At 59.3% G+C, this 23701-nt stretch carries 24 protein-coding genes and 1 riboswitch; of the genes, 17 read left to right on the forward strand and 7 right to left on the reverse strand.

The features are described 5' to 3' along the window. Positions 1–5: 5 nt before the first annotated feature. A complete protein-coding gene (locus C8N31_RS20355; protein ID WP_162933353.1) occupies positions 6–596 on the reverse strand; it encodes a flagellar hook-length control protein FliK in 591 nt (196 codons plus the stop codon). A gap of 1492 nt (positions 597–2088) precedes the next feature. Between C8N31_RS20355 and C8N31_RS09720 the strand changes: the two genes are divergently transcribed. Together C8N31_RS09720 and C8N31_RS09725 are read left to right on the forward strand one after the other, a co-directional pair. Continuing rightward, the gene (locus C8N31_RS09720; RefSeq protein WP_025049294.1) at positions 2089–2373 is read left to right on the forward strand and encodes a rod-binding protein; all 285 of its coding nucleotides are present in this window, start codon (positions 2089–2091) and stop codon (positions 2371–2373) included. Then, positions 2354–2716, forward strand: coding sequence for a flagellar biosynthesis protein FlgN (locus C8N31_RS09725; RefSeq protein WP_235190177.1), 363 nt, complete (start codon positions 2354–2356; stop codon positions 2714–2716). Before C8N31_RS09720 ends, C8N31_RS09725 begins: the two co-directional genes overlap by 20 nt. Before the next feature lie 118 nt (positions 2717–2834). Here C8N31_RS09725 and C8N31_RS09730 read toward each other — a convergent pair whose 3' ends face one another. Both C8N31_RS09730 and C8N31_RS09735 read right to left on the reverse strand, forming a co-directional pair. Continuing rightward, on the reverse strand, positions 2835–4328 hold the full coding sequence (locus tag C8N31_RS09730; RefSeq protein ID WP_025049296.1) for a flagellar hook protein FlgE: 1494 nt from the start codon (positions 4326–4328) through the stop codon (positions 2835–2837). A gap of 107 nt (positions 4329–4435) precedes the next feature. Next, positions 4436–5290 (reverse strand): flagellar motor protein MotB, encoded by an 855-nt coding sequence (locus tag C8N31_RS09735; RefSeq protein ID WP_025049297.1) that lies wholly within the window; start codon positions 5288–5290, stop codon positions 4436–4438. 144 nt (positions 5291–5434) lie between these two features. Here C8N31_RS09735 and C8N31_RS09740 point away from each other — a divergent pair, with 144 nt between their 5' ends. Then, a complete protein-coding gene (locus C8N31_RS09740) occupies positions 5435–6655 on the forward strand; it encodes an MFS transporter (RefSeq protein WP_025049298.1) in 1221 nt (406 codons plus the stop codon). A 189-nt stretch (positions 6656–6844) separates the two neighbouring features. Here C8N31_RS09740 and trhO read toward each other — a convergent pair whose 3' ends face one another. Then, on the reverse strand, positions 6845–7738 hold the full coding sequence (gene trhO, locus C8N31_RS09745; RefSeq protein WP_025049299.1) for an oxygen-dependent tRNA uridine(34) hydroxylase TrhO: 894 nt from the start codon (positions 7736–7738) through the stop codon (positions 6845–6847). Positions 7739–7828: 90 nt separating this feature from the next. Between trhO and pncA the strand changes: the two genes are divergently transcribed. Beyond that, positions 7829–8422 (forward strand): bifunctional nicotinamidase/pyrazinamidase, encoded by a 594-nt coding sequence (pncA, locus tag C8N31_RS09750; protein WP_025049300.1) that lies wholly within the window; start codon positions 7829–7831, stop codon positions 8420–8422. Here pncA and C8N31_RS09755 read toward each other — a convergent pair. Next, positions 8419–9075, reverse strand: a complete 657-nt coding sequence (locus C8N31_RS09755; protein WP_025049301.1) for an NYN domain-containing protein — start codon at positions 9073–9075, stop codon at positions 8419–8421. The two genes, pncA and C8N31_RS09755, sit on opposite strands and share 4 nt — an antisense overlap. Positions 9076–9305: 230 nt before the next feature. Here C8N31_RS09755 and pncB point away from each other — a divergent pair, with 230 nt between their 5' ends. Then, the gene (pncB, locus tag C8N31_RS09760) at positions 9306–10598 is read left to right on the forward strand and encodes a nicotinate phosphoribosyltransferase (protein ID WP_025049302.1); all 1293 of its coding nucleotides are present in this window, start codon (positions 9306–9308) and stop codon (positions 10596–10598) included. Here the strand turns inward: pncB and C8N31_RS09765 are convergent. Continuing rightward, positions 10595–11536, reverse strand: a complete 942-nt coding sequence (locus C8N31_RS09765; RefSeq protein ID WP_037918824.1) for an EamA family transporter — start codon at positions 11534–11536, stop codon at positions 10595–10597. The genes pncB and C8N31_RS09765 overlap by 4 nt on opposite strands. Positions 11537–11635: 99 nt before the next feature. Further along, positions 11636–11853, forward strand: a riboswitch (cobalamin riboswitch). A gap of 36 nt (positions 11854–11889) precedes the next feature. Here C8N31_RS09765 and C8N31_RS09770 point away from each other — a divergent pair. The 10 genes from C8N31_RS09770 (at position 11890) to cobJ (ending at position 21421) form a co-directional block, all read left to right on the forward strand. Then, the gene (locus C8N31_RS09770) at positions 11890–12060 is read left to right on the forward strand and encodes a CbtB domain-containing protein (RefSeq protein ID WP_081785728.1); all 171 of its coding nucleotides are present in this window, start codon (positions 11890–11892) and stop codon (positions 12058–12060) included. Positions 12061–12268: 208 nt separating this feature from the next. After that, a complete protein-coding gene (locus C8N31_RS09775) occupies positions 12269–12946 on the forward strand; it encodes a CbtA family protein (RefSeq protein WP_025049304.1) in 678 nt (225 codons plus the stop codon). A 1-nt stretch (position 12947) separates the two neighbouring features. Then, complete coding sequence (locus C8N31_RS09780; RefSeq protein WP_025049305.1) at positions 12948–13460, forward strand: hypothetical protein; 513 nt, start codon at positions 12948–12950, stop codon at positions 13458–13460. A gap of 72 nt (positions 13461–13532) precedes the next feature. Continuing rightward, entirely contained in the window at positions 13533–13907 is a 375-nt protein-coding gene (locus C8N31_RS09785) for a DUF1636 family protein (protein WP_025049306.1), read from the forward strand. Then, positions 13904–14938, forward strand: coding sequence for a cobalamin biosynthesis protein CobW (gene cobW, locus C8N31_RS09790; protein ID WP_025049307.1), 1035 nt, complete (start codon positions 13904–13906; stop codon positions 14936–14938). Before C8N31_RS09785 ends, cobW begins: the two co-directional genes overlap by 4 nt. A gap of 3 nt (positions 14939–14941) precedes the next feature. Then, on the forward strand, positions 14942–18184 hold the full coding sequence (cobN, locus tag C8N31_RS09795; RefSeq protein WP_025049308.1) for a cobaltochelatase subunit CobN: 3243 nt from the start codon (positions 14942–14944) through the stop codon (positions 18182–18184). After that, positions 18181–19326 (forward strand): precorrin-3B synthase, encoded by a 1146-nt coding sequence (cobG, locus tag C8N31_RS09800; protein ID WP_025049309.1) that lies wholly within the window; start codon positions 18181–18183, stop codon positions 19324–19326. The genes cobN and cobG overlap by 4 nt, the downstream gene beginning before the upstream one ends. Beyond that, on the forward strand, positions 19326–19955 hold the full coding sequence (locus tag C8N31_RS09805; protein ID WP_025049310.1) for a precorrin-8X methylmutase: 630 nt from the start codon (positions 19326–19328) through the stop codon (positions 19953–19955). The genes cobG and C8N31_RS09805 overlap by 1 nt, the downstream gene beginning before the upstream one ends. Before the next feature lie 3 nt (positions 19956–19958). Further along, positions 19959–20690, forward strand: coding sequence for a precorrin-2 C(20)-methyltransferase (gene cobI, locus C8N31_RS09810; RefSeq protein ID WP_025049311.1), 732 nt, complete (start codon positions 19959–19961; stop codon positions 20688–20690). Beyond that, positions 20687–21421 carry a precorrin-3B C(17)-methyltransferase gene (cobJ, locus tag C8N31_RS09815; RefSeq protein WP_025049312.1) on the forward strand — a complete coding sequence of 245 codons (735 nt, stop codon included), beginning with the start codon at positions 20687–20689 and terminating at the stop codon, positions 21419–21421. Before cobI ends, cobJ begins: the two co-directional genes overlap by 4 nt. Here the strand turns inward: cobJ and C8N31_RS09820 are convergent. Continuing rightward, entirely contained in the window at positions 21397–22152 is a 756-nt protein-coding gene (locus C8N31_RS09820; RefSeq protein WP_037918869.1) for a cobalt-precorrin-6A reductase, read from the reverse strand. The two genes, cobJ and C8N31_RS09820, sit on opposite strands and share 25 nt — an antisense overlap. Here C8N31_RS09820 and C8N31_RS09825 point away from each other — a divergent pair. Together C8N31_RS09825 and C8N31_RS09830 are read left to right on the forward strand one after the other, a co-directional pair. After that, the gene (locus C8N31_RS09825; protein ID WP_025049314.1) at positions 22151–23332 is read left to right on the forward strand and encodes a bifunctional cobalt-precorrin-7 (C(5))-methyltransferase/cobalt-precorrin-6B (C(15))-methyltransferase; all 1182 of its coding nucleotides are present in this window, start codon (positions 22151–22153) and stop codon (positions 23330–23332) included. The two genes, C8N31_RS09820 and C8N31_RS09825, sit on opposite strands and share 2 nt — an antisense overlap. Continuing rightward, positions 23329–23697 carry a cobalamin biosynthesis protein gene (locus C8N31_RS09830; protein WP_025049315.1) on the forward strand — a complete coding sequence of 123 codons (369 nt, stop codon included), beginning with the start codon at positions 23329–23331 and terminating at the stop codon, positions 23695–23697. The genes C8N31_RS09825 and C8N31_RS09830 overlap by 4 nt, the downstream gene beginning before the upstream one ends. Positions 23698–23701 lie beyond the last annotated feature (4 nt).

The raw sequence follows: 23701 nt of genomic DNA on the forward strand, positions 1-23701 counted from the left end.
CCTTTCTATAGGCGCAAATCAAGACCACCGCCGCGCTGCGGCGGTGCGGTGGCCTGTACGGTGTTCGTTGGTGGCGGCAGATCTGGATTGCCTGTTTGTTGATCCGAGGTTTGATCCTTGGATGCGTCTGCTTGATCTTGGGGCGTTTGCCCCCCGGCGAAGGAGAAGGCGACGTCTTCAAACCCTAGCTTCAGGAACTCCTGATCCAGAATGCCGATATGGCGGCGCAGCAAATCCATTGTCTCGGGCCGTTCTGCAGTGACATGGACGGCGAGCCCTCCATCAGCGGAGACGAGATGTAATTTCAGGCGTCCCAACTCTTCGGGGTTCAGTGTGATTTCAACTGGTCGATTGGGAAGGGATTGCATCGCATCGGCAATCTGTTGCGCGACATGGCTGGCCAGCTCTGGACGGGCCATAACTGGGGTCATAACCGTGGGGCTGGCCGCCAGTTCTGTGCGAAAGGACAGGGCAAAGTCAGCCCCGGATGACAAATTGTTTCGCCCCTCGGTCCGTTGATCGACTTGCAGCTTGGCCATGGGTGCAGCGGCTGTTGTTGCGCCGATTTGCGATGTGGTTTGAGGGCTCGCTTGCATTTGGGCCTGCGGTTGCAATTGCGAGGCTTGCCGCGGTTCAATCTTGGAGGATTGCGCGGCGGCTGCCTTGGGAGGCGCTGGCAGATGCTCGACGTGTGCTTGAGAGAGGCGCGGTATTGGTTTGCGTGGAGGTGCAATTGGGCTTTGCTCAACATAGGAATGGCGCCGCCCGAGATCATTGAAACGATCAGCGGTCGAGGGTGTTTGGGCGCCCGTCTGGGTCTGCCACGTTACAGGCTGGATAGGACTTCGGAGTGCCGGCGCGACATTTGATGCGGGGAGCTCTGATGCTCGCGCAGTTTTGGTGCCTGCCGCATCGGGCTTTAGAGGATCGGCAAAACGGGCAGTTGGCAAAGGGTGCCGGATCTGCGGCTGGATCTTGTCATTGGGTACTGCGGGGGTTTCGCGATTGACGATTGGGGGCGGAGCCACATCATCCACGAATGTTGTCATCGAACGAACCGGCGTTTTGTTCGTTGCGCGAACCTCAGGAGCCGCAGGTAGATCAGGCACTTGGTCTTGGACTTTTGGGGCCAGTGGTTGCACTTGATTTTGCGTCAGAATTGGCCGGCCCGGCTTGCCGAATTCAGGAACTTCTTGCGGCATGTGTTGCACAGGTCTTATTTGCGTTTCGGAAGGATTTACCTGCAAAGACCGTGCGTTTTCAGGTGTAGTCGTCGCCTCTCCTGCCGTCACCAAGGCTGGTTCGACCGGGCGCGGCTGAGTTGCGACAGCCGAAGGCTGTGATTGAGCTGGTGTTGGGGCATGCGCTGGCATTTGGAGTGATGTTTTTTGCCCATCCGCTTGCGTCGAGGGTCGTAGAATGATCCGTTGAACAATTGGTAGGGGCCGCACTTCATCTTTTGACACTACGCCGGTGTTGCCCCGAACCGGGGTCATGTTGGGGCGGTCTGGATCGAGATTTGTCTCCGGCACTGCGGAGCTGGCGGGGGTAGGCGTCGCGAGTTTCTTGCCATGATGCATCGCCGCCCATTCCTCCACCCCGGCCTGCGGAAACGTCGATTTTTCCCTTATTTCGGTTGGTTGGGATGACGTCGTCAGTGCCTGCTTTGGATTGCCCTGATCCGGGGTGTCCACCTGTTGGGCATCCAATATCTCACCCTCAATAGACTGCGCCTCAGGATCATCTGCAGCATCGACGTGAGACGCGGGATCATTCTCAACAACCTTGGGGGCAGGTTCTGGAGCCGCTTTCTGCACCGGAACTTCAGCTGGCAACATGGCCGAAAACAGATCGCTGAATGCAATTCCCTCAGCATTTGCTGGCACCTCCGCAGGCGCCAACTGACCCAGCGCGCCCTGTTTTGCCACATCTGCGGTGCCCGTGCCCGTCAATAGACCTACCAATGATTGCATCGCATCCTCCGGAAGTTTCTGCCCGTGGCTGCTGGTATGCGCGATCGTCCTTACCTGTTGTTTACCGAAACAACGGATAACCGAGAAATATACGCAGCAATTTAAGGATCACACGATGCAGATTGTGCCCGTCATCCCCCCTGAAGCCGCCGCGCATAGGGACCAGCAATTACGGACTGCCGCGCAAGACCTTGAAACGACGTTTCTGGCAGAAATGCTCAAGTCAGCAGGGCTGGGGGAAACCCGTGGGGCCTTTGGCGGAGGTGCGGGCGAGGATCAGTTCGCCTCATTTCTGTTGCGTGAACAGGCGGCTGCAATGGTGCGTGCTGGTGGTATCGGACTAAGCGAAACAATTTTTGAATCCCTAAAGGAGAGAAATGATGCAACCCCAATCGACTGACCTAGCCTTGGACGACCTGAGCGCGTTGTTGGATGCGGAACGCGAGGCGCTCATTGGTGGCGATCTGGAAAGTTTGGCGGACATGTATTCGACCAAAGAAGCCCTGATCGGATCGGTGAACCAAAACCCCGAGAAACACGATCTGAAATCGCTGGAGGCCTTGGATCGTAAGGTGCGACGCAATCAGCTTTTGCTGGACGGGGCACTGGAAGGTATTCGCGAAGTCGCACGGCGCATGGCCGCCCTGCGAGAGACCAAAGGTTCATTGGAAACCTATGGTGCAGACGGCCGTAAACACAGCATCGAAATGAACGCCGAAACCTCGGTCGAAAAACGCGCCTAGAAGTCGGGTTTGGAGGTTTAAATAAAAATCGGGCTACTCAGTCACAACGCATTTAGGAGGTGTTAAGGCTCCACGCGGCAAGTTGTCCCTGCATCCGAGGTCGGATGGCGCAGCCTTTTCAGACAAGGCGCTTGCACATGTCAGAACGACATTTCGTCCAGCCCCAGGGGGGTGGGACCTCACGGACGCAAAGCGTCAATGACTGAAGGAACGTGCTTATGTCGAGCATTCTTACAAACAATTCCGCAATGGTTGCGCTGCAAACGCTGCGGTCGATCAACAAAGATCTGGCGATGACGCAAAACGCGATCTCGACGGGTAAAGACATCGGATCAGCCAAAGATAATTCCACGGTCTGGATCACCTTGGCGTTGGAGGTATAGGCCCGCTGGGTCTGGATCATCGAGGTCAACTCGCCCGCGACATCAGTAGCGGATTCCTCAAGCGCAAAGGCCAGTACGTCCCCCGTTGGGCCATCGGACGCGTCCCATAAAAAGAAAGATCCACTGTCCACGGATGGTTGAAAGGTCTGGTGGTCAAGCGCGACCATCCCGTTGGGGTTTGGCAAATCGACCAGTGGCACCTGATAAATCCGGCTGGTGATCCCGGTGTCGAAATAGGCATAGACATAGCCGTTGGCGTCCACCTCAACGGAGGTCATATTGCCCACGGGCGATCCGTCTTTGGCAATCGACACCGGCGCAAAGTTGTCAGACAGCTGTGTGATCCCGTCGCTTTCCCCGATTTGCCCAATGTCGATCTCAATCGGGCCTCCTGCGACATTGACGATCAGGCTGCCGGTCAGGGGATCATACGCCCCGCCGGACACCGTGGTCACCGTTGCCAGGGTGCCGCCCGATGTTCGATCATCGGCAAAGGTCAAAGTGTATTCGCCGATCGTGGTAAGCGGATCGACAGAATCGGTCAGCGTCATCGTCCATTCGTTCGAAGATCCCGTCGCTGGAACCGTTGGTGTGAATGTAATGTTGACGCTTTCTGATGTACCGAGATTGCCGAAGTATTCGATCGACAATTGCTGTGTGTCGCCGCTGGCTGATGCTTCGGTTTCCGTGGCAGGAAGGTTGATGCCCAAGGTCATATTTGTGGTCGGTTCACCCGAGAACAGATTGACGTTGATTTGCACCGGTTCCAGCCCGTCAGCAGTGTCGCGCGGATAGGTTGGGATTGTACCATCCGTATTTGCGGGCCATCCAAGCAGGACCAGTCCGGAGCTGGTGCGCAGATACCCTTCTGCATCGGTGCGGAACGAACCGGTTGTTGTCAAAAACAGCGAGGTATCGCCATTGGCCACCTCAACCTCTGTGGCTTGTGCCACCGGCAAAAAGCCTCGCCCTCGGATCGCCAGATCAGTGGCATTGTTGGTGGACACGAGCGGCCCACGTTCGTCGACCAACCGCTGGGTGTCTGCCCGTACGCCGCCAGCAGAATACGTGCCGCCCCGAGACGAGACGACTAGAGATTCAAAGTCGGTTTGCACCCGCTTGTATCCGTAGGTCGACGAATTTGCGATATTGTCAGAGATAGAGGCAAGGCGGGTTGCATTGGCCTGCAACCCAGCCACACCAGCGTTCAGGGAAGATGAGATTGTCATGGAAGCGCCTTTCTGCGGTGGCAATCAACGTTGCCCCAACCCATAGCCGCCATGGACTTAAGGGCAGGCTAACAGATAAAATGCGTCTTATTCCGCCACCCTTTTGATCAATTCCGCTTGGTATCCCGCAGCAAGATCACCTCGATCCTGTTGTTGCGCCGCGCCATTGGATCACGCACCGCCAAAGATCGGTCGGCATGTCCTGTCACACGCTGGACCCGCTTGGCATCGATCGACACCTCTTCAAGCAGGTGACGCATCTGATCGGCGCGATTGGCAGACCGTTCCCAAACAACACTTTGCGCCAACACCACGGGGTCTGATCGTACATGCCCGCCAATGGCAATGCGGTTCGTCACGGTCTTGGCCAACTCTGCAATCACCGCCGCCAGATCCCTAAGCAGTTGCGCAGGTTCATCATCCTCCGCTTTAAACAGAGGGACATCCTCAAGCTCGAACAGCTCGATCACCAACCCCTCGTCGGTGATCCGCGTGACAATATGCTTGAGAGCGTTTTCCATCACCATGGTTTCCCCGCCACGGCCCATCAACATAGCCTCAACCGCCTCAACCGCCTCAACCGCCTCCTGCTCGGCGTTCTTTTCGCCCTCGGACGTGCCACTGGCCCCGCGCGCCTGATCCTCCATCGAGGAATGCGGTGCAGTCGCGCCAGTGCCGTTTTTCGGCAAGGTCATTTCCGAAAAAATACTCTCGCCGCCAAAGGCGCCATTGCCACCACCGGAGACCCGATTAATCGGAATCGTCGGTGAAAAATAATCCGCGATCCCTTTGCGTTGTTGTTCGGTTGTTGCATTCAGCAGCCACATCAACATGAAAAACGCCATCATCGCTGTCACGAAATCCGCATAGGCAACTTTCCAGGCACCCCCATGGTGCCCGCCGCCTGCGATGACCTTTTTCTTCTTGATGATGACTGGCGCTGCATTTGCTTGCGCACTCATCTCCACCACCTCTTTTCACCCGACAACAGGTTTACGGCAGCAGGGCTTACCGCCTGCTTAACAAGTTCAATTGTCACGATTTGATTGTGGCTCTTGCGCTTTGCCCGGACCTGACGCCAGATGGCAGCGAACGGAGAGCCTTGCATGCAAACCATCGAAACGGACAGCAGATATTCCTGGTTCAGATTGGTCCTGACCCTGCTGGTGGCAACCATTGCAAACGCGGGGATGTGGGCGATCATCGTGATCATGCCAGCGGTTGAGGCCGAGTTTGGTACCACCCGGGCCGAAGCATCCTTGCCCTATACGCTGACGATGATCGGCTTTGCGCTTGGCAACTTTTACCTCGGCCGGGCGGTCGACCGGTTTGGGGTAGCCCTGTCACTGATTTTTGCAGCGTTGACGGTGGCGCTCGGGCTTGTGCTGGCGATCATGTCACATTCCATTGTGCTGCTGTCAGCGGCGCAGCTGATCATCGGCTTTGCGTCAGCCATCGGCTTTGGCCCGCTCATTGCTGACATATCCCACTGGTTTGTGCGTCGCCGCGGCATTGCGGTGGCGCTGGTTGCAAGCGGCAATTATCTCAGTGGGGCAATCTGGCCAATGCTGCTGGCGGGCGTCTTGCAAGACAGCGGCTGGCGGGCGGTGTATCAAGTGATGGCGGTCGTGACGCTTGTCGGGGTGATCCCGCTGGCCCTTGCCCTGCGCCGGCAGGTTTCGGATGCTGCCCATGAGGCGGCGCAGTTGGCCTCCTCTTTGAATGCGCAGTCTTCCGGGCTCAGCCCGCGCGCCTTGCAATATCTTCTGGGACTTGCCGGGATCGGTTGCTGTGTGGCGATGTCCATGCCGCAGGTCCATATCGTGTCTTATTGCGTTGATCTCGGGTTCGGCCCTGTGGTTGGCGCCGAAATGCTGTCGCTGATGTTGCTTGGCGGGGTTGGCTCGCGCGTGGTCTCTGGCTTGCTGGCGGATCGGCTTGGGGGCGTGCGAACGCTGTTGATCGGGTCTACCCTACAATGTTTGGCACTGTTTCTTTACCTGCCCGCAGGCGGGCTGGTCTCGCTCTATGTGGTCAGTTTGGTTTTCGGTCTGTCACAAGGCGGCATCGTGCCAAGCTACGCTTTGATCGTACGCGAATACATGCCCGCGCGAGAGGCAGGTGCGCGGGTCGGCTTTGTGATGATGGCGACCATCATGGGCATGGCGCTGGGCGGATGGCTGTCTGGCCAGATCTATGACCTCAGCGGGTCTTACCATCTGGCCTTTATCAACGGCATTTTCTGGAATGGGCTGAACATCGCAATCATGCTCTGGCTCTTGCTGCGCAGCAAGCCACGTGCGCCGCGCGGCGCAGTAACGGCCTAGATATCCAACCAATTGAGCCTGCAGCAGACACCCGGGGCTTTGCCCCGGACCCCAGAGGTTTAAGGGCCAAATGAAGAAAAAGGCGTCCTTGTCTTCATTTGGCCAGAAAAACCTCCGGGGGAATCGCCGCGCAGCGGCGATGGGGGCTGGCCCCTTCTTTCGCTGGAAATTGAGTGATGATGCCGCCGTTCAGGCCAGTTCGCCGCGTTCCTGGGCCAGTCGGATCTGTTTTTGCCGCTCGCGGAACCGCTCCTTGTCCCAGTCCGACGTTTTGTCATGGCACTTGTGACAGCTCACGCCCATCTCGTATTCCGGCCGTTTCATGTCTTCTGGCAGAATTGGCTGGCGGCATCCGTGGCACAGGACATGCGGGCCTTCCGCCAAGCCGTGTCCAACACTCACCCGGTTGTCAAAAACAAAACATTCGCCGCTCCAGGTGCTGTCATCCTGGGGCACCTCTTCGAGATATTTCAGGATGCCGCCCTTGAGGTGATAAACATCCTCGACGCCTTGGCCGAGCAGGTAGTTGGTGGATTTCTCACAGCGAATCCCGCCTGTACAGAACATCGCAACTTTCTTGTTGTGGAACCTGTGTTTGTTGGCTTCCCACCAAGCCGGGAACTCACCAAAGGTTTTGGTTTCAGGATCAACCGCGCCATCAAATGTGCCAATAGCCACTTCATAGTCGTTCCGGGTGTCGATCACGGCGACGTCGGGGCTTTGGATCAAGGCGTTCCAGTCTTGCGGATCGACATAGTGGCCGACACTTGCCCGCGGATCGACATCGGGCTGGCCCATTGTCACGATCTCTTTTTTCAGCCGCACTTTCATTTTGCCAAAGGGTGCGCGATCGCTGGTCGCCTCTTTCCACTCCAGATCGGCGCATCCCGGCAGGGCCTTGAGATGGGCAAGCACTGCATCAATGCCTGCACGCGGGCCGGCGATGGTGCCGTTTACCCCCTCACGGGCCAACAACAGGGAACCTGAGACATCCTGCGCGAGGCACAGCTCCAGCAAAGCAGGTTTCACGGCAGCCGGATCATCGAACCGGGTGAAATGGTAGAGTGCAGCGATAATATACATGGCCTGCAATTACGGCTTTGGGGGGCTGTTCTGCAAGAGGGGGCTGGGCTAGTTTCCCTTGAGAACGGCCCAAAAACAAAGGAATTCACCATGAAAGCCCTGATCGTGATCGACCAGCAAAACGATTTTTGCCCTGGTGGCGCCCTTGCCGTGCCAGAAGGGGACCAGATCGTGCAGGGGATCAATGCTTTGATGGCGGATTTTGATGCGGTGATTCTCACGCAAGATTGGCATCCGGCGGGGCATTCATCCTTTGCCTCAAGTCACGATGGCAAGAGCCCTTATGACGTGATCGACATGCCTTACGGGCCACAGGTGCTTTGGCCGGACCATTGCATTCAGGGCAGTATAGGCGCGAAGTTCCACATGGAATTGCAGCAAGACCGCGCCGATCTGATCATTCGCAAAGGCTACAACCCGGCCATCGACAGCTATTCCGCGTTCTTCGAGAACGATCACAAGACCGCAACGGGTCTCGAAGGCTATCTGCGCACGCGGGGCATCACGGAGCTGACGATGGTGGGTCTTGCGCTGGATTTTTGTGTGAACTTTTCAGCGGTGGATGCCGCCAATCTGGGGTTTGACGTGACAGTGCGCCGCGATCTATGCCGCGCGATTGATCTTGATGGCTCATTGGCCGCCGCGCTTGAAGGCATGGAAAAGGCTGGTGTGACGCTGGCTTAAAGCCCGTCAAAGATCGGCCTGCCCCGCGCAATGATCCCTTTCACCAGTTTGAGACCGCGGGTTTGTTGGTGGCGATCGCCAAAGCGGTCGTTCGATACCACGGGCAGGGTCTGCTCTCGGGCGAACTTCAGGATAAATGCATCTGCCTCGGTTTTGGCCGGGCAAACCCGCACGCGGGCCTGCGGCAGGCCCAGAGCCTTGGCAAAGCTCTTTTCGGTCAGGGATGTGTCGTTCAAATGATGCCGCGACGAGGCGTCGAGAAACACAAACGGCGCATAGCCGCGGCGGCGCAGGTCATCGACAACGATACACAATGTCGACAGTTCGGCTTGTTCGCCATCCCAATACAGGACGTTGGTGCCGTCGATGACGATCTCCTTGCTGTCAGGCTGTGGATCCTGCGGCGCGGTTCGGTCTTGTGCCGGAGGGCGGGATTTGCCCAGCCGCGCACCAAGGGCGAGGATCAGGACAAACAGGGCCGCACCGATCCAATAGGGTTGATAGATCCCAGTCAGTGGATAAAACCGGGACAGATACACACCGAACAACGCTGTCAAAACCAAGGTGATTAAACCAAAGCGGGCAAGGCAGGCGAAAAAACCGACGAAGGCCAGAATTACCGTGCCGAGACGAATAACATCAAACTGATCCATGAACCTGCCTTTCAAACCACACCGCTGGCATTTGAATATCCGCATTCTGCCGGATCAATGGGTGAATAATGTGGCAGGCCTATCACCGTGAGTTGAAAAAGTGCAATGCCCGACAGAACGGGTTTTTGCCGGTCCGCACTGCGCAGCAGTGCGTGACAGCTGGGCTGAGCCTGCTTGCCAGTGCCGCCCGGCTTTGCTTTAACCGACGAACCTAATTGCCGGAGCCTCTCATGGTCGATATCGCAACCCGCGTCTGGAACCACAAATGGAAGATTGACCCGATTGTCCGGTCCCTGATCGATACCGACTTTTACAAGCTGTTGATGTGCCAGTCGATTTTCCGCAACAAGCCGGACACGCAGGTCACCTTCAGCCTGATCAACCGGTCCAAACATGTGCCGCTGGCCAAACTGATTGACGAGGCCGAACTGCGCGAGCAATTGGACCATGTGCGCACCCTTTCGCTGAGCCGGGGCGAAAGCACCTGGCTGCGCGGCAATACCTTCTACGGTAAGCGCCAGATGTTCAGCCCCGAATTTATGGAGTGGTTCGAGGGTTTGCGCCTGCCGCCCTATCAATTGGAACGGCGCGGCGATCAATATGAGCTGACCTTTGAGGGCAAATGGCACGAGGTCATGCTGTGGGAAATTCCCGCCCTTGCCATTCTGATGGAACTGCGCGGCCGTGCTGTGCTGGATCAAATGGGCCGCTTTGAATTACAGGTGCTTTATGCCCGGTCGATGACCCGCGTCTGGGAAAAAATCGAGGTGCTGCGTGATATCCCAGACCTGTCGATTGCCGATTTCGGCACGCGGCGGCGGCATTCCTATCTGTGGCAGGACTGGTGTGTGCAGGCCATGCACGAAGGTCTCGGAGATGCGTTCACCGGCACGTCAAACTGCAAGATTGCCAAAAGCCGCGAGGTTGAGGCGATCGGCACCAATGCCCATGAGCTGCCGATGGTTTACGCGGCCTTGGCCAAAGATGACGCCGCGCTGGCCCAAGCGCCTTATGACGTTTTGTCCGATTGGCATGATGAGCACGAAGGCAACCTGCGCATCATTCTGCCTGACACCTACGGCACAAAGGGTTTTCTCGACAATGCGCCTGATTGGCTTGCTGGTTGGACCGGCATCCGCATCGACAGCGGCGATCCTGCAACCGGTGCCCAAACGGCGATTGATTGGTGGAAGTCACGCGGCGAAGATCCGCTTGAGAAACGGGTGATCTTTTCAGACGGATTGGACGTCGAAAAGATTCGCACCTTGCACGCGCAATTTGCCGACAAGGTCAAAGTGTCCTTTGGCTGGGGTACGTTGCTGACCAATGATTTTCGCGGTCTGGTGCCCAATGACGCGCTTGCGCCATTCTCATTGGTCTGCAAGGCGGTGTCGGCTAATGGGCATCCTACGGTCAAGTTGTCGGACAACCCGAACAAGGCGATGGGACCGCAAGACCAGATCGACCGTTACAAGCACGTTTTTGGCGTTGGCGATCAGGCCGCAGAAGAGGTGGTGGTTTAAGCGCGTTCTGCCCGCCTCAACCGCCGTTCGCGCCAGATGATCAGCAACCCGCCAACGATGATCAACAACGCACCGGGGAAAAGTTCGCCCCATGGGGCCTCATCAAAGAACGCCCAGCCAAAGACAAAGGCGATGGGGATGCCGAAATAGCTGAACGGGGCCAGATCGCTTTGTTCGGCCATGCGGTAGGCGGCGATCAGCAACAAAACGGCGGTACCGCCAAAGGCGCCCATCCCGCCGATCCAGATCAGATCACCAGTGTCTCTGATCGGTGAAAAACCCGTTGTCAGCACTGCAAGCAAAAGTGCTCCGATGGCTGCGAGGGCCGATGAATAGAGGTTGATCAAACCTGTCGGCACTTCGGCGTCCATCATCCGCGCGGTCACGCCGGTCAGCGCATAGCAGGCCGCCGCGGCTAGGGGCAAAAGCGCCGCTGGCGTAAAGGTATCCCGCCCCGGACCAACCACCAAGATCACCCCGACAAAGCCGACCAGAACAGCCGCCCAACGGACCGGCCCAACCTTTTCACCCAGCAGTACGGCCGCCAATGCGACCATAAACAACGCATTGGCATAAGTGATGGTCGATGCGGTGGCAAAACTAAGTAACCCGAGGGAAAGATAGAAGAAATATTGCGCAAAGGTCAGTATGAACCCGCGCAACAACGCCAGCTTCCATTGCCGCAGATACCAGCGCCGTCCCGCCTGATGCCAAGCCCGCGACGACCAAAGCGCAATCGCGGCCGGGATCAGGCCAAAGAGGTTGCGATAGGCCGACAATTCCGCCGCGCCGTAAGCGCCGGACAGGTGTTTGATGATCAATCCCATGGAATCGAACAAGACAAGCGCGATCATTGAATAACATATCGCTAGGGTCGTTCGGCTGAGGTGCATAAGGCTCCGTTCTGGCGGGCACGATTCGCGCGGCGCTGCGCCCATGCGATGATTTATCTGCACATTCCTCAGATAAGGCCAGCAAAGATGCGTTTTAGGCGCTTTGCCTGTCGCAAAACAACCTTGCCAACATTCTGGTCAAATGCGACATTTGCCGGGCTTGGTGTTCCGAAGCGCATCCAATCTGGGTGTGGAACCGAACAGGGAATTCAGTAAGGATCGTCCGCGATCCGAAGCCGAAGCCGCCCCCGCGACTGTAAGCGGTGAGCCTGCGCCCACTATGCCACTCGTCCTCGGACGGGGAAGGCGGGCAAAGGCCACGACCCGCGAGCCAGGAGACCTGCCAAGCAAATGAAACGCAATATGCCGTCGGGTGTGACGGTAAGGAGAAAAAGAAGATGACAACAACAACCAAGACACGCGCAATCAGCACATCCCGTTTTGTTCCTGCGGTTTTCGCAGTGGCACTGGGTGCGGCACTGATCACCCTGACCGGCCACGTTCAGGCAGCGGCCCTGCACGATGCGGCACATGATGTCCGCCACGCCACAGGCTTTCCCTGCCACTAAGCGCGATTGCGTTTAGGTTTTCTGCGGCCTCACCTTGTTGGGTGAGCCGCTGAAATAGTCTTCCCTTCGCGGGGTTTTTGGCGTTTCCGTATTCTGATTGCTTGGAGTGGCGGCCGGTTATCGGCTGCTTTCTTTGCGTTATGGCATCCGCTTTTTTAAATCCCGCATCTCGCGCCACAGGCGCAGTACCACAAGGATTTGGATTTCCATGTTGTCCCGTTTTACCATCAGCGCCGTTTTTGCCGGTGCCGCCGCTGGTCTGTTGACCGGTCTACTACAGCTTGTTTTTGTACAACCTGTCCTCTTGCACGCCGAACTTTACGAAGGCGGCGATCTTGTCCACTTTGGCGCCGAAGCCGTCAGCGCCCATCCGGAACTGCCCGGATTTGACCTGATGCGCGACGGCCTTAGCGTGATTTTCACCATGCTCACGTATACGGGCTATGCCTTGATCCTCATCGGCGCGATGAGTTTTGCCGAAGAGCGCGGCACACCCATCACGGCCCGTTGGGGTATCCTGTGGGGGATTGCGGGGTTTGTTGCATTCCACCTCGCTCCCGGATTTACCCTTGCACCCGAAGTGCCGGGTGTTGCTGCCGCTGACGTGACCGCCCGGCAAGTCTGGTGGTTTGCCACCGTGGCAGCAGCGGTTGTGGCGCTCTGGCTGATCGCTTTTGGCCGGTCGCCGATCATGATCTTGATCGCAGCGGTTCTGTTGGCCGCGCCCCACCTGATCGGTGCGCCCGAACCTGATACCTTTGCCGGGCCTGTCCCAACCGAAATCGGGGCCCTGTTTGCCGCCCGCGCCTTTGGCGTTGGCCTTGCCGCTTGGGTGATGCTTGGTGCCTTCGCGGCCTATTTCTGGCAGCGTGAAGGGGAGCAGTGACATGAACCGGACGCTTTCTCTTTTTGTGATTGGTCTGGTGTTTGGCGGCGGTCTTGGCTTTGCCATTGCGGCCGGAAATGGCGTCACATTTGATGGCCATGACCACGCCGATCCATCCGCCCACGGCGGTGCAATGGATCACGCCGCAATGGGCCATGGCAGCGATCACGAGATGATGCACGACACGCCCATCGACCTGCCTGCAGCAAATGCGCCGACAGTCGCGATGGAGTTGACCGACGATCCGATGGCAGGTCACAACCTGCACATCATCACCAGCAACTTTGCCTATGCCCCGCAGCAGGCCAGCCTTGCCCACACGCCGGGTGAAGGCCACGCGCATGTCTATATCAACGGAGAAAAGCTGGGCCGCGTTTATGGGCCTTGGTTGCACATCGCCAGCCTGCCCAAGGGCGAGGTCACAGTTGAGGTCACATTGAACAGCAACGATCACCGGCCCTTGTCGGTGAACGGCACCGCCATTTCCGCCAGCACCACGCTGACGGTGGACTAGGGGCCGCTTGCCCCGATCACATCGGTGGGCTAGGCCCTGCGCCAGCCCGCCGAAATCTGAAAGGTCAAACCCATGACCACAACATTGCATGTTTGCACCACCTGCCGCGCCGGTGAAGTGCTCGAAGAAGACGCCCCGCGCCCCGGTGCGCAGCTCTATGCGGCCCTCACCGAAACTGGCGCGCCGGATGGTGTGCAAATCATCGGCGTTGAATGCCTGTCGGCCTGTTCCCAAGGCGCGGCGATTGCCCTGTCTGAGCCCGGCAAATGGAGCTACGTCTATGGCCGTCTGACCAAGGCGGATGTGGACGACATCCTTGCCGGTGCTGCCGCCTATGCCGCGACCGATGATGGCCTTGTCCCATGGCGCGAGCGCCCCGTTATTTTCCGCAAGCAAAGCCTTGCGCGTATCCCATCTCTGACCTTCCCCGAGGAGCCCAAAACATGAACGACCTGTCCAAAATTCCCGTCACTGTGATCACCGGCTTTCTCGGGTCCGGCAAAACCACGCTGATCCGCCACTTGATGACCAATGCAGGCGGTCGCCGCCTTGCGGTGTTGGTCAACGAGTTTGGCACCGTTGGCGTGGATGGTGATATCCTCAAATCCTGTGCGATCCCTGATTGCCCGGAAGAAAACATCGTAGAGCTGGCAAATGGCTGTATCTGCTGCACCGTGGCTGACGATTTTATCCCGACCATCGAGGCGCTGATGGACCTGCCGACGCGCCCTGACCACATCCTGATCGAAACCTCCGGTTTGGCGCTGCCCAAGCCGTTGCTCAAGGCGTTTGACTGGCCTGCGATCCGGTCCAAGATCACCGTTGATGGCGTGATCGCGCTGGCCGATGCCGAAGCGGTGGCGGCTGGCCGTTTTGCCGCTGACGAACATGCGGTGGACGAACAGCGCAAGGCGGACGAATCCCTGGATCACGAAACGCCGCTGTCCGAGGTGTTCGAAGATCAGATTTCCTGTGCCGACATTATCCTGATGTCCAAGGCCGACCTCGCCGGTGACGATGGCCTGTCCAAAGCCCGCAGCGTGATCGAAGCCGAAAGCCCGCGCCAGATCCCGATCCTGCCGATGAGCGAAGGTGTGATTGATCCAAACGTTGTTCTGGGCCTCAACGCCAAAGCCGAAGACGATCTTGCCGCACGTCCATCGCACCACGATGGCCACGATGATCACGAACATGACGATTTCGAAACCATCGTTGTGCCAATGCCCGAAGTGGACGATGTGGATGCCTTGGTTGCCGCTATCGAAAAGCTGGCCAACGAACAGCATATTCTGCGCGTCAAAGGTTATGTCGCTGTCACCGGCAAGCCGATGCGCTTGTTGGTGCAGGCTGTGGGCGCACGGGTGCGTCAACAGTTTGACCGCCCTTGGGGCAGTGACGCGCGGCAGGGCCATTTGGTGGTGATTGCAGAACACGATCACATCGACACCGCAGCCATTCGCGGCGTTTTGGGGGCCTGATCCATGCATGTGGTCTTCCGCGAAAGCCATGGGCTGGAGGATACCGAAACTCCGTTTGATCCGGGGCAAACCCCTGCGGATCTGGTGGTGCTTTCGTTTTCCGACAGTGACCTCGGCGCTTTCGCGGCAGGCTGGCACCGCGGCGGCGGCGTTGAGGGCAAATTGCCCACGCTGCGCCTATGCAATCTGGTGGCTTTGCGCCATCCCGCTTCGGTCGATAACTACGTAGAACAGACCCTAACAGGGGCCAAAGGCATCTTGATCCGTCTGATTGGCGGAGAAAACTATTGGCCCTATGGCATCATGCAGGTGCAGGATTTTGCCCGCCGCAATGACATCGCCTTGGCGATCCTGCCGGCCGATGGCCGCGAAGATCCGGCGCTTGATGCCCATTCGACCTTGCCTGTGTCGACCCTGCGACGGTTGCAGCACCTGTGCGACACCGGCGGGACCGTGGCAGCACAGGCCGCATTGGCGCAACTGGCACTCGCGGCGGGGTTCTATGCCGGACCAGTCAAAGGCACCAAAACCGTGCCGCCCTGCGGTGCCTATGATCCCGATTTAGGGGTCATACCCTTGCCCGAACCGGCGACGAATGTGGTCGCTGTCACCTTTTACCGCAGTTATCTTACAGCTGCTGATACCGCGCCCATTGACCAGTTGATCCAAACCCTCCGCGATCGGGGCTTTGCCGCTGTGGGGCTTTTTGCACCGTCGTTGAAGGATGAAACGGGCCGCGCCTTTTTACACGATGCCTTGGCCCATCTGAGGCCCACAGCCATTATCAATGCCACGGCATTTTCCGGGCGTGGCGGCGATGGCACGTCGCCCCTTGATGGCACCGGATGCCCGGTGTTTCAGGTCGCGCTGTCCACTGCGCGGCGCAAGGATTGGGACACATCCGAACGCGGGTTGTCCCCTGCCGATCTGGCCATGCATGTGGTGCTTCCCGAAGTGGACGGTCGCATCTTTACCGGTGTTGTCAGCTTCAAAGCGCCGGACAAGAAAGACCCACACCTGCAATATTCGCGCTTTGCCCATAGGGTAGAGATGGACCGGATCGAGGCCGTTGTTGATCGCCTTGAAGGCTGGCACCGGTTGGCCCGCACCCCAGTGCAAGACCGGAAACTTGCGCTGGTTTTGTCCACTTACCCCGGACGCGCCGATCAGATCGCCCATGCTGTCGGTCTTGATGCGCTTGCCTCAACCGAGGCGACGCTGGCCGCGCTGGGGGGTGCTGGCTACAGTGTGACGCAGGCAGAGCGCTTTGGTGAGATCCTGACACAGGAAACGCTTGCGTGGGATGCGGCGGATTACACCGCGGCGCTTGCCAAATTGCCTCAAAACTTGCGTGATGATTTGGCCACCGCGTGGGGTGATCCTCAGGATGATCCATTGTTCCGGGAGGGCGCATTCCATTTCCCCGCGCGGGCCTGCGGCAATGCATTGGTGGCGCTGCAACCAGAACGCGGCAGCATTGATGCCCGCGACGCAGATTATCACGATCTCGAACGGGTGCCGCGCCATTCCTATGTTGCTTTTTACCTCTGGCTGCGGGCGCAAGGCCAGCAGGCGCTGGTGCATATCGGCGCACATGGCACCCTCGAATGGCTGCCGGGCAAGGCCGTGGCCCTGTCTGATGAGTGCTGGCCCGAGGCGCTGACCGGCGATTTGCCGGTGATCTATCCGTTTATCGTCAACGATCCCGGTGAAGCCGCGCAGGCCAAGCGGCGCATTGGCGCGGTGACATTGGGCCACCTTCCGCCCCCGATGAAAGACAGCGAAACACCTGATGGACTGCTGCAATTGGAACGACTGCTGGATGAATATTCCACCGCCGATGGTCTTGATCCAGCCCGGCGCGACCGTCTGATTGATACGATCCGGTCCGAGGCGCAGGCGGCGGGTGTGGAAAAGGATCTGGGGCTGGATGACGATGCCAGCGCCGCCGAAGCGATCACCCGCATTGACCGCTTTGTCTGTGACATCAAAGAAAGCCAATATGGCGACGGCCTGCATATTTATGGTGCGGGGCAGGGCGAATTTGACGGGCTTCTGACCGCGCTTGATGGCAAACGGGTCACCTCCGGCCCGTCCGGCTCTCCCTATCGTGGGCGGTCCGATGTTTTGCCAACCGGGCGTAACCTTTACGCCGTGGACCCGCGCAGCGTGCCCAGCCGCGCCGCTCATGCCCAGGGGGTCAAACTGGCCGAAGAGCTGATCCGCCGGCATTTGCAGGACGAAGGGGATTATCCCAAAGGATTGGTGATTGATCTTTGGGGCTCTGCCACTATGCGCACCGCTGGTGAAGAGGTTGCCATGGCGCTGCACCTTGCCGGACTGTCACCCAAATGGGATGCAGGCAGCGAACGGGTCAGCGGCTTTGAAATCCTCCCATTGGCCCTGTTGAACCGCCCACGCATTGACGTGACATTGCGGGTGTCCGGCCTGTTCCGCGATATCTTTCCAGGTCTGTCGCAATTGTTTGAATCCGGTGCCGCCGCCTTGGCAGACCGTGAAGAGGCGGCGGATATGAACCCCTATCTGGAACGCAGTCCGCGTGTTTTTGGCCCCAAACCGGGGCTTTACGGTATGAACATGGAAACGGCTCTGCACGACTATTCCGACGACGGGCGCACTGCCGCTGGGCAGGCGTGGCTCAAAGGCTCCGAATGGGCGATCAACGCCAAGGGTGAGGCCCATCAGGATCGTGCCGCGCTGGAACGGCGTTTGCACAAGGCGGATGGTTTTGCCCATGTGCAGGATCTGCTGGAAAGCGATGTTCTGCTGGCCTCTGACTATGCCGGTCACGAGGGCGGTTTTGCCGCCGCGATGGCGCATCTGGGCGCGGCCAAGCCCGCGATGTATCATGTGGACAGCACTCGACTGGACGCACCCAAAGCCCGCACCATGCCCGAAGAGATTGCCCGCGTTGTCCGCGCCCGCGCTGCCAATCCGGCTTGGGCCAGCGGTATGATGCGGCACGGGTTCAGAGGCGCAGCTGAGGTTGCGGCGACCCTCGACAATCTGGCGGCTTTCGCACATCTGACCCGCGACGTGCCGGGGCATCTGTTTGATCTTTACTACGACGCTACGTTGGGACGTGATGATCTTGTGGCCTTTATGCAGGACGAGAACCCCCTCGCACTTGAAGAGATGCGCAATCGCTTTGCTGCCCTGCGCGATGCCGGGCTTTGGGTGACCCGTCGCAATTCGATCAATGCTGAAATGGACGGTGTAGAATGACAAACGCCGCCCGCCCCGATGACCCACTGATCAAAGGTTGGTGCCCCGGTGCCCTGCGCCCGATGCTGTCGGGCGATGGTTTGGTGGTGCGGGTGCGCCCCTTTGGCGGGCGATTGCGCCGCGCACAAGTGGACGGTCTGGCGTCCTTGGCGGCGGCGCATGGCAACGGGATGGTGGACCTGTCGAGCCGGGGCAATCTGCAACTGCGCGGTGTGCGTGAAGACAGCTTTGGCGCTTTGATCGAGGGCCTGCGCGGGTTGAGCCTTCTGGATGTAAATGCCGAAGTTGAAGGCCGCCGCAACATCCTAATCACACCGTTCTGGACCGCTGGCGATGAAACCGAATACCTAAGCGCCGCGCTGGGCGATGCACTGGCCAAAGCCAACGCGCCGGACCCGCCGGTCAAATTCGGCTTTGCGGTGGATACCGGCGATTTGCCTGTCTTGCAAAGCGCCTCTGCCGACATTCGGCTGGAACGCGATGCACAAGGTGTTTTGATCCTGCGGCCGGATGGCGCGGCGTATGGCAAACAGGTAGATGTTCAAACCGCGATAAGCGAAGCGATACAGCTGGCCCATTGGTTTGTTGCCCATCGCGGTGAACACAATCGCATGGCCAAGCTGCTGGCAACGGGCCAGCCGCTTCCGGTTGGATTCAACCGGCCCATACAGACACAGACCTATCAACCCGCACCGGGCCTGTCCGAACAGGGAGTTCTGACTGGCCTTGCCTTTGGACAGCTCACCGCGCAAACCCTCGCTGGCCTCGCCAAACACGGCGCGTTGCGCATGACGCCGTGGCGTATGGTCCTGATCGAAGGCGCCGAACAGATGCCGCCAATGCCGGACCTGATCGCATCTCAGGATGACCCGTTGTTGCGGATCGCGGCCTGCACCGGTGCACCCGGATGCCCGCAAGCGCTGATTGAAACGCGCCCTTTGGCCCGCGCTTTGGCGCGGCAGCTTCAGCCAGATCAAACCCTGCATGTCTCCGGCTGTGCCAAGGGCTGCGCCCACCCCAAACCCGCCGCTTTGACCATCACGGGCACCGCCCAAGGTCTCAGCCTCATTCACAATGGCCGCGCCTCGGATGATCCGGCGCAAACCGGTCATTCCCCGCACTCCATCCTTAAGGCGATCTGATGCCCCATACCTACATCACCGACGGCGCGGAAATTTACCGCCAGTCCTTTGCCACCATCCGTGCCGAAGCGGATCTGGCCCGCTTCACCCCTGAAGAAGAAATCGTGACCGTGCGCATGATCCATGCCGCGGGCATGGTCGGGCTGGAACAGCATGTGCAGTTTTCCCCCGACATGGCCATCGCCGCCCGCGCAGCGCTGGAAGACGGCGCACCAATCCTGTGTGACGCCTATATGGTCAGCGAGGGGATTACCCGCAAACGCCTGCCGCGCGAGAATGAGGTGATCTGCACCCTGCGTGACGCACGTGTGCCGGGCATGGCCAAGGAAATGGCCAACACCCGCTCTGCCGCCGCGCTGGAACTGTGGCGTCCAAATCTGGCCGGTGCGGTTGTGGCGATTGGCAATGCGCCAACGGCGTTGTTTCACCTTCTCAACATGCTCGAAGATCCGGAATGCCCGCGCCCTGCAGCAATCATCGGCTGTCCTGTCGGCTTTATCGGCGCGGCAGAAAGCAAAGAGGCCTTGATGCAGGATTTGCCGGTGCCGTCGATGATCGTAAAAGGGCGGCTGGGCGGATCGGCCATAACAGTGGCGGCGGTCAATGCCCTCGCCAGCCGGGTGGAGTAAATCATGGGCAAAGTGATCTGCGCGGGCCTCGGCCCCGGCGACCCGGACTTGATGAGCGTCAAATCAGACCGCACCATTCGCGGCGCAAAACATCTGGCTTTTTTCCGCAAGAAAGGCCGCGCCGGACAAGCCCGGACTATTGTCAAAGACATGCTGCGCGAGGACGTGATCGAATATCCAATGGAATATCCGGTCACCACCGAGCTGCGATTTGACAGTGATGAATACCGTCAGCTGATGGTCGATTTCTATGCCGAATGGGCGGACCGGCTGGCCGAACTGGCACAGGATCACGATGTTGTCGTGCTGTGCGAGGGTGATCCGTTTTTCTATGGATCCTTCATGCATCTGCACACCCGTCTGCAAGGCCGCGCCGAGGTTGAGGTTCTGCCCGCAATCCCCGGCATGGTCGGCTGCTGGAACGCGCTGGATACGCCTTTCACATGGGGCGATGACGTTATGACCGTCCTGATGGCGACCCTGCCGGATGACGAACTGGTGGCGCATATGGACCGCGCCGATGCGTTGGTTGTGATGAAAACCGGCCGCAACATGCCCCGCGTCCGCGCCGCGCTGGAACAGGTGGGCCGTCTGGATGATGCATGGCTGGTCGAGAAAGGCACCATGCCCGGTCAACGCGTCGCCAAACTGGCCGATGTGGATGTGGAGGATTGCCCCTATTTCGCGATTGTTCTGGTCCATGGCCAAGGCCGCCGTCCGGAGGCAGACACATGAGCGGCTGGATCGCCATCGCCGGTTTGGGACCGGGGGATGAGGCTTTGGTCACACCTGAGGTAACCGATGTTCTGGGCCAAGCCACCGATGTGATCGGCTATATCCCCTACGTTGCCCGTGTTGCGCCGCGTGAGGGGCTGAACCTGCATCCGACCGATAATCGCGTTGAATTAGATCGCGCTTTGCATGCGCTGCAACTGGCGGCGGATGGGGCGCGGGTGGTTGTGGTTTCTTCGGGTGATCCGGGTGTGTTTGCAATGGCCTCTGCCGTTTTCGAAGCGCTGGAAAAACACCCCGAATATCAAGACACGGACATTCGTGTATTGCCCGGCATCACCGCAATGCTGGCCGCCGCCGCCCATGCCGGGGCGCCTTTGGGGCATGATTTTTGCGCCATCAACCTTAGCGATAATCTCAAACCTTGGGATATGGTTGAACACCGTCTGCGCATGGCCGCGCGGGGCGATTTTGCGATGGCGTTTTACAACCCCCGCTCCAAATCCCGCCCGCATCAGTTTGAGCGCACCCTTGAGATTTTGCTAGACGAATGCGGGCCAGACCGCCTGATCATCTTTGCCCGCGCAGTCAGCACCAAGGACGAGGTGATCAGAACCGTGCCCTTGGGCGAGGCGACACCGGACATGGCGGATATGCGTACGGTTGTTCTGGTCGGAAATTCCGCGACCAAACGCATTGGCCGCTATGTCTACACTCCGCGCAGCGCCACCTGATCATGGCCAAGCCACGCCATCACCGCGCCGATGTCGGCGGCGATGTTTTGCCCCGGCAAAGCGGGGCGATCCGCGAGGATGACAGGCAGGCCCAATTGCCGTGCGGCGGTCAACTTGGCCTCCGCACCGCGCCCGCCCGCGTTCTTGGCAACGATATGGGTGATCTCGTGATCTTGGAGCAGCGCAAGGTCTTGTGCCACGTCAAACGGGCCACGGGCGATCACGACAGCGGTATAGGGCAGCGGCAAATCCCCTACAGGGACGTCCACCAAACGCAGCAGGTAATGATGCTGCGGCTTGGTCGCAAAAAGACCGATATGCTGCTTCCCGATCGCCAGAAACACCCGCGCCGGTTCGTCGGGCAGGGCAGCAACTGTATCTTCCAACGTCGGGACAAAGGTCCAGTCGTCCCCGGATTGCGCTTGCCATGCCGGCCGTTCCAAGCGGATCAGTGGCGTGGCGGTTTGAGTGCAGGCCGCATATGCATTGCGGCTCATCCCCGCCGCAAAAGGATGTGTGGCGTCAATGACATGTGTGATAGCCTCACGGCGCAAATAGGCCGCCAATCCTGCCACACCGCCAAAGCCGCCGACCCGTGTCGGCAAGGGTTGTGGCACAGGGGCATTGGTGCGCCCGGCATAGGAAAATACGCTGTTTACAGCGGCTTGGGACAGAGCCTTGGCCATCTGGCTGGCTTCACTGGTGCCACCCAACAAAAGGACGCGCATGATGGGTGATCCCTGGCTTGATATTATCGGAATGACAGACGATAGCGCGGCGGCGCTGCCCTCTGCAAGCCGTGCCGCGATTGATGCTGCGGATGTCATCATTGGCGGGCCGCGCCATCTGGAGCGAGTGGGTGCTGGCGAACGCGGGCAACCTTGGCCCGTGCCGTTTTCCGTCGATCCAGTGCTGGCCCTGCGCGGGCAAAAGGTGGTTGTGCTTGCCTCGGGTGATCCGTTCTGGTTCGGGGCCGGAGGGAGCCTTTCTGCCCATCTGAAACCGGGAGAATGGCGGGTGCTGCCTGCGCCCTCCACCTTTGCCCTGATCGCGGGCCATCTGGGCTGGCGCATGGAAGAGATCACCTGCCACGGCTTGCACGCTGCACCGCTTGCCCGGTTGCGGGTGGTGCTGTCGCCAAACGGGCGCATGATCTGCTTGCTGCGCGATGCTGATGCCCCTGCAATGCTGGCCGCATGGCTGGCTGATCAGGGCGCAGGAGAGGCCACGCTCTGGGTCTGCGAACGGATGGGCGGCCCGGATCAGCGGGTTCGCCAAACCACAGCGCAGGGGTTTGACCTCAAGGATGTGGCGGCCCCCGTTGCGGTTGCCGTGGCGCTGCCCAAAAACGTTGGTTTGTCCCGTGCCTCTGGCCTGCGGGATGACAGCTTTGCCCATGATGGCCAGATCACCAAACGGCCCGTGCGGGCCTTGACCCTTTCTGCCTTAGCGCCCCGACCCGGTGAAACCCTTTGGGACATCGGTGCGGGATCAGGATCGATTTCGGTTGAATGGTGCCTCGCGGGGGGCCGCGCCACCGCGTTTGAGATCAAGCCAGCCCGCGTCCTGAATATCCGCCAGAACATCAACGATTTTGGCATCGATCACCGGATGCAGGTGATTGAAGGGGCTTCCATTGACCAGATCGCGGACCAGCCTGCGCCCGATGCGGTGTTTGTGGGCGGCGGTGGTTCCGCGGCGCTTTTCAATCGCTTGTTTGAGATCCTACCCAAAGGCACACGTCTGGTTGCCAATGGCGTCACGCTGGAAGCGGAAGCGCTTTTGATGCGGCTGCATGCGGCCAAGAGCGGTGATCTGCTGCGCGTTGATCTGTCACGCCCCGAACCTCTGGGCCGAATGCGCGGCTGGCACGCCGCCCGTCCCGTCCTGCAATGGAGTGTGGTTCTATGAGGGTCGCCGGTATCGGATTTCGCGGCGCGGCCGGTTTGGCCAGCCTGCAAGACGCCCTGCAACGCGCCTTGGATGCGGCGGGCGGCGGCACGCTTGACGCATTGGTCAGCGAGGCGGCCAAATCCCGCGAACCTGCATTTCGCGAACTGGCGCAACTGCTGCATCTGCCCGGCTTAGGGGTCACCCAGTCCGATCTGGAGCAGATGATCACCCCCACACAATCTCAGCGCATCCAAGATCGTTTTGGCACCGGATCACTGGCTGAAGCCGCCGCGCTTGCCGCCGCTGGTCCAAAAGCGCAGTTGGTTGTACAGCGTGTTATCTCGGGCGATGGTATGGCCACCGCCGCTATCGCCGAAAGCTAAAGGA

Origin of the sequence: Sulfitobacter mediterraneus (genome assembly GCF_003054325.1) — a bacterium.
Classification (GTDB): domain Bacteria; phylum Pseudomonadota; class Alphaproteobacteria; order Rhodobacterales; family Rhodobacteraceae; genus Sulfitobacter; species Sulfitobacter mediterraneus.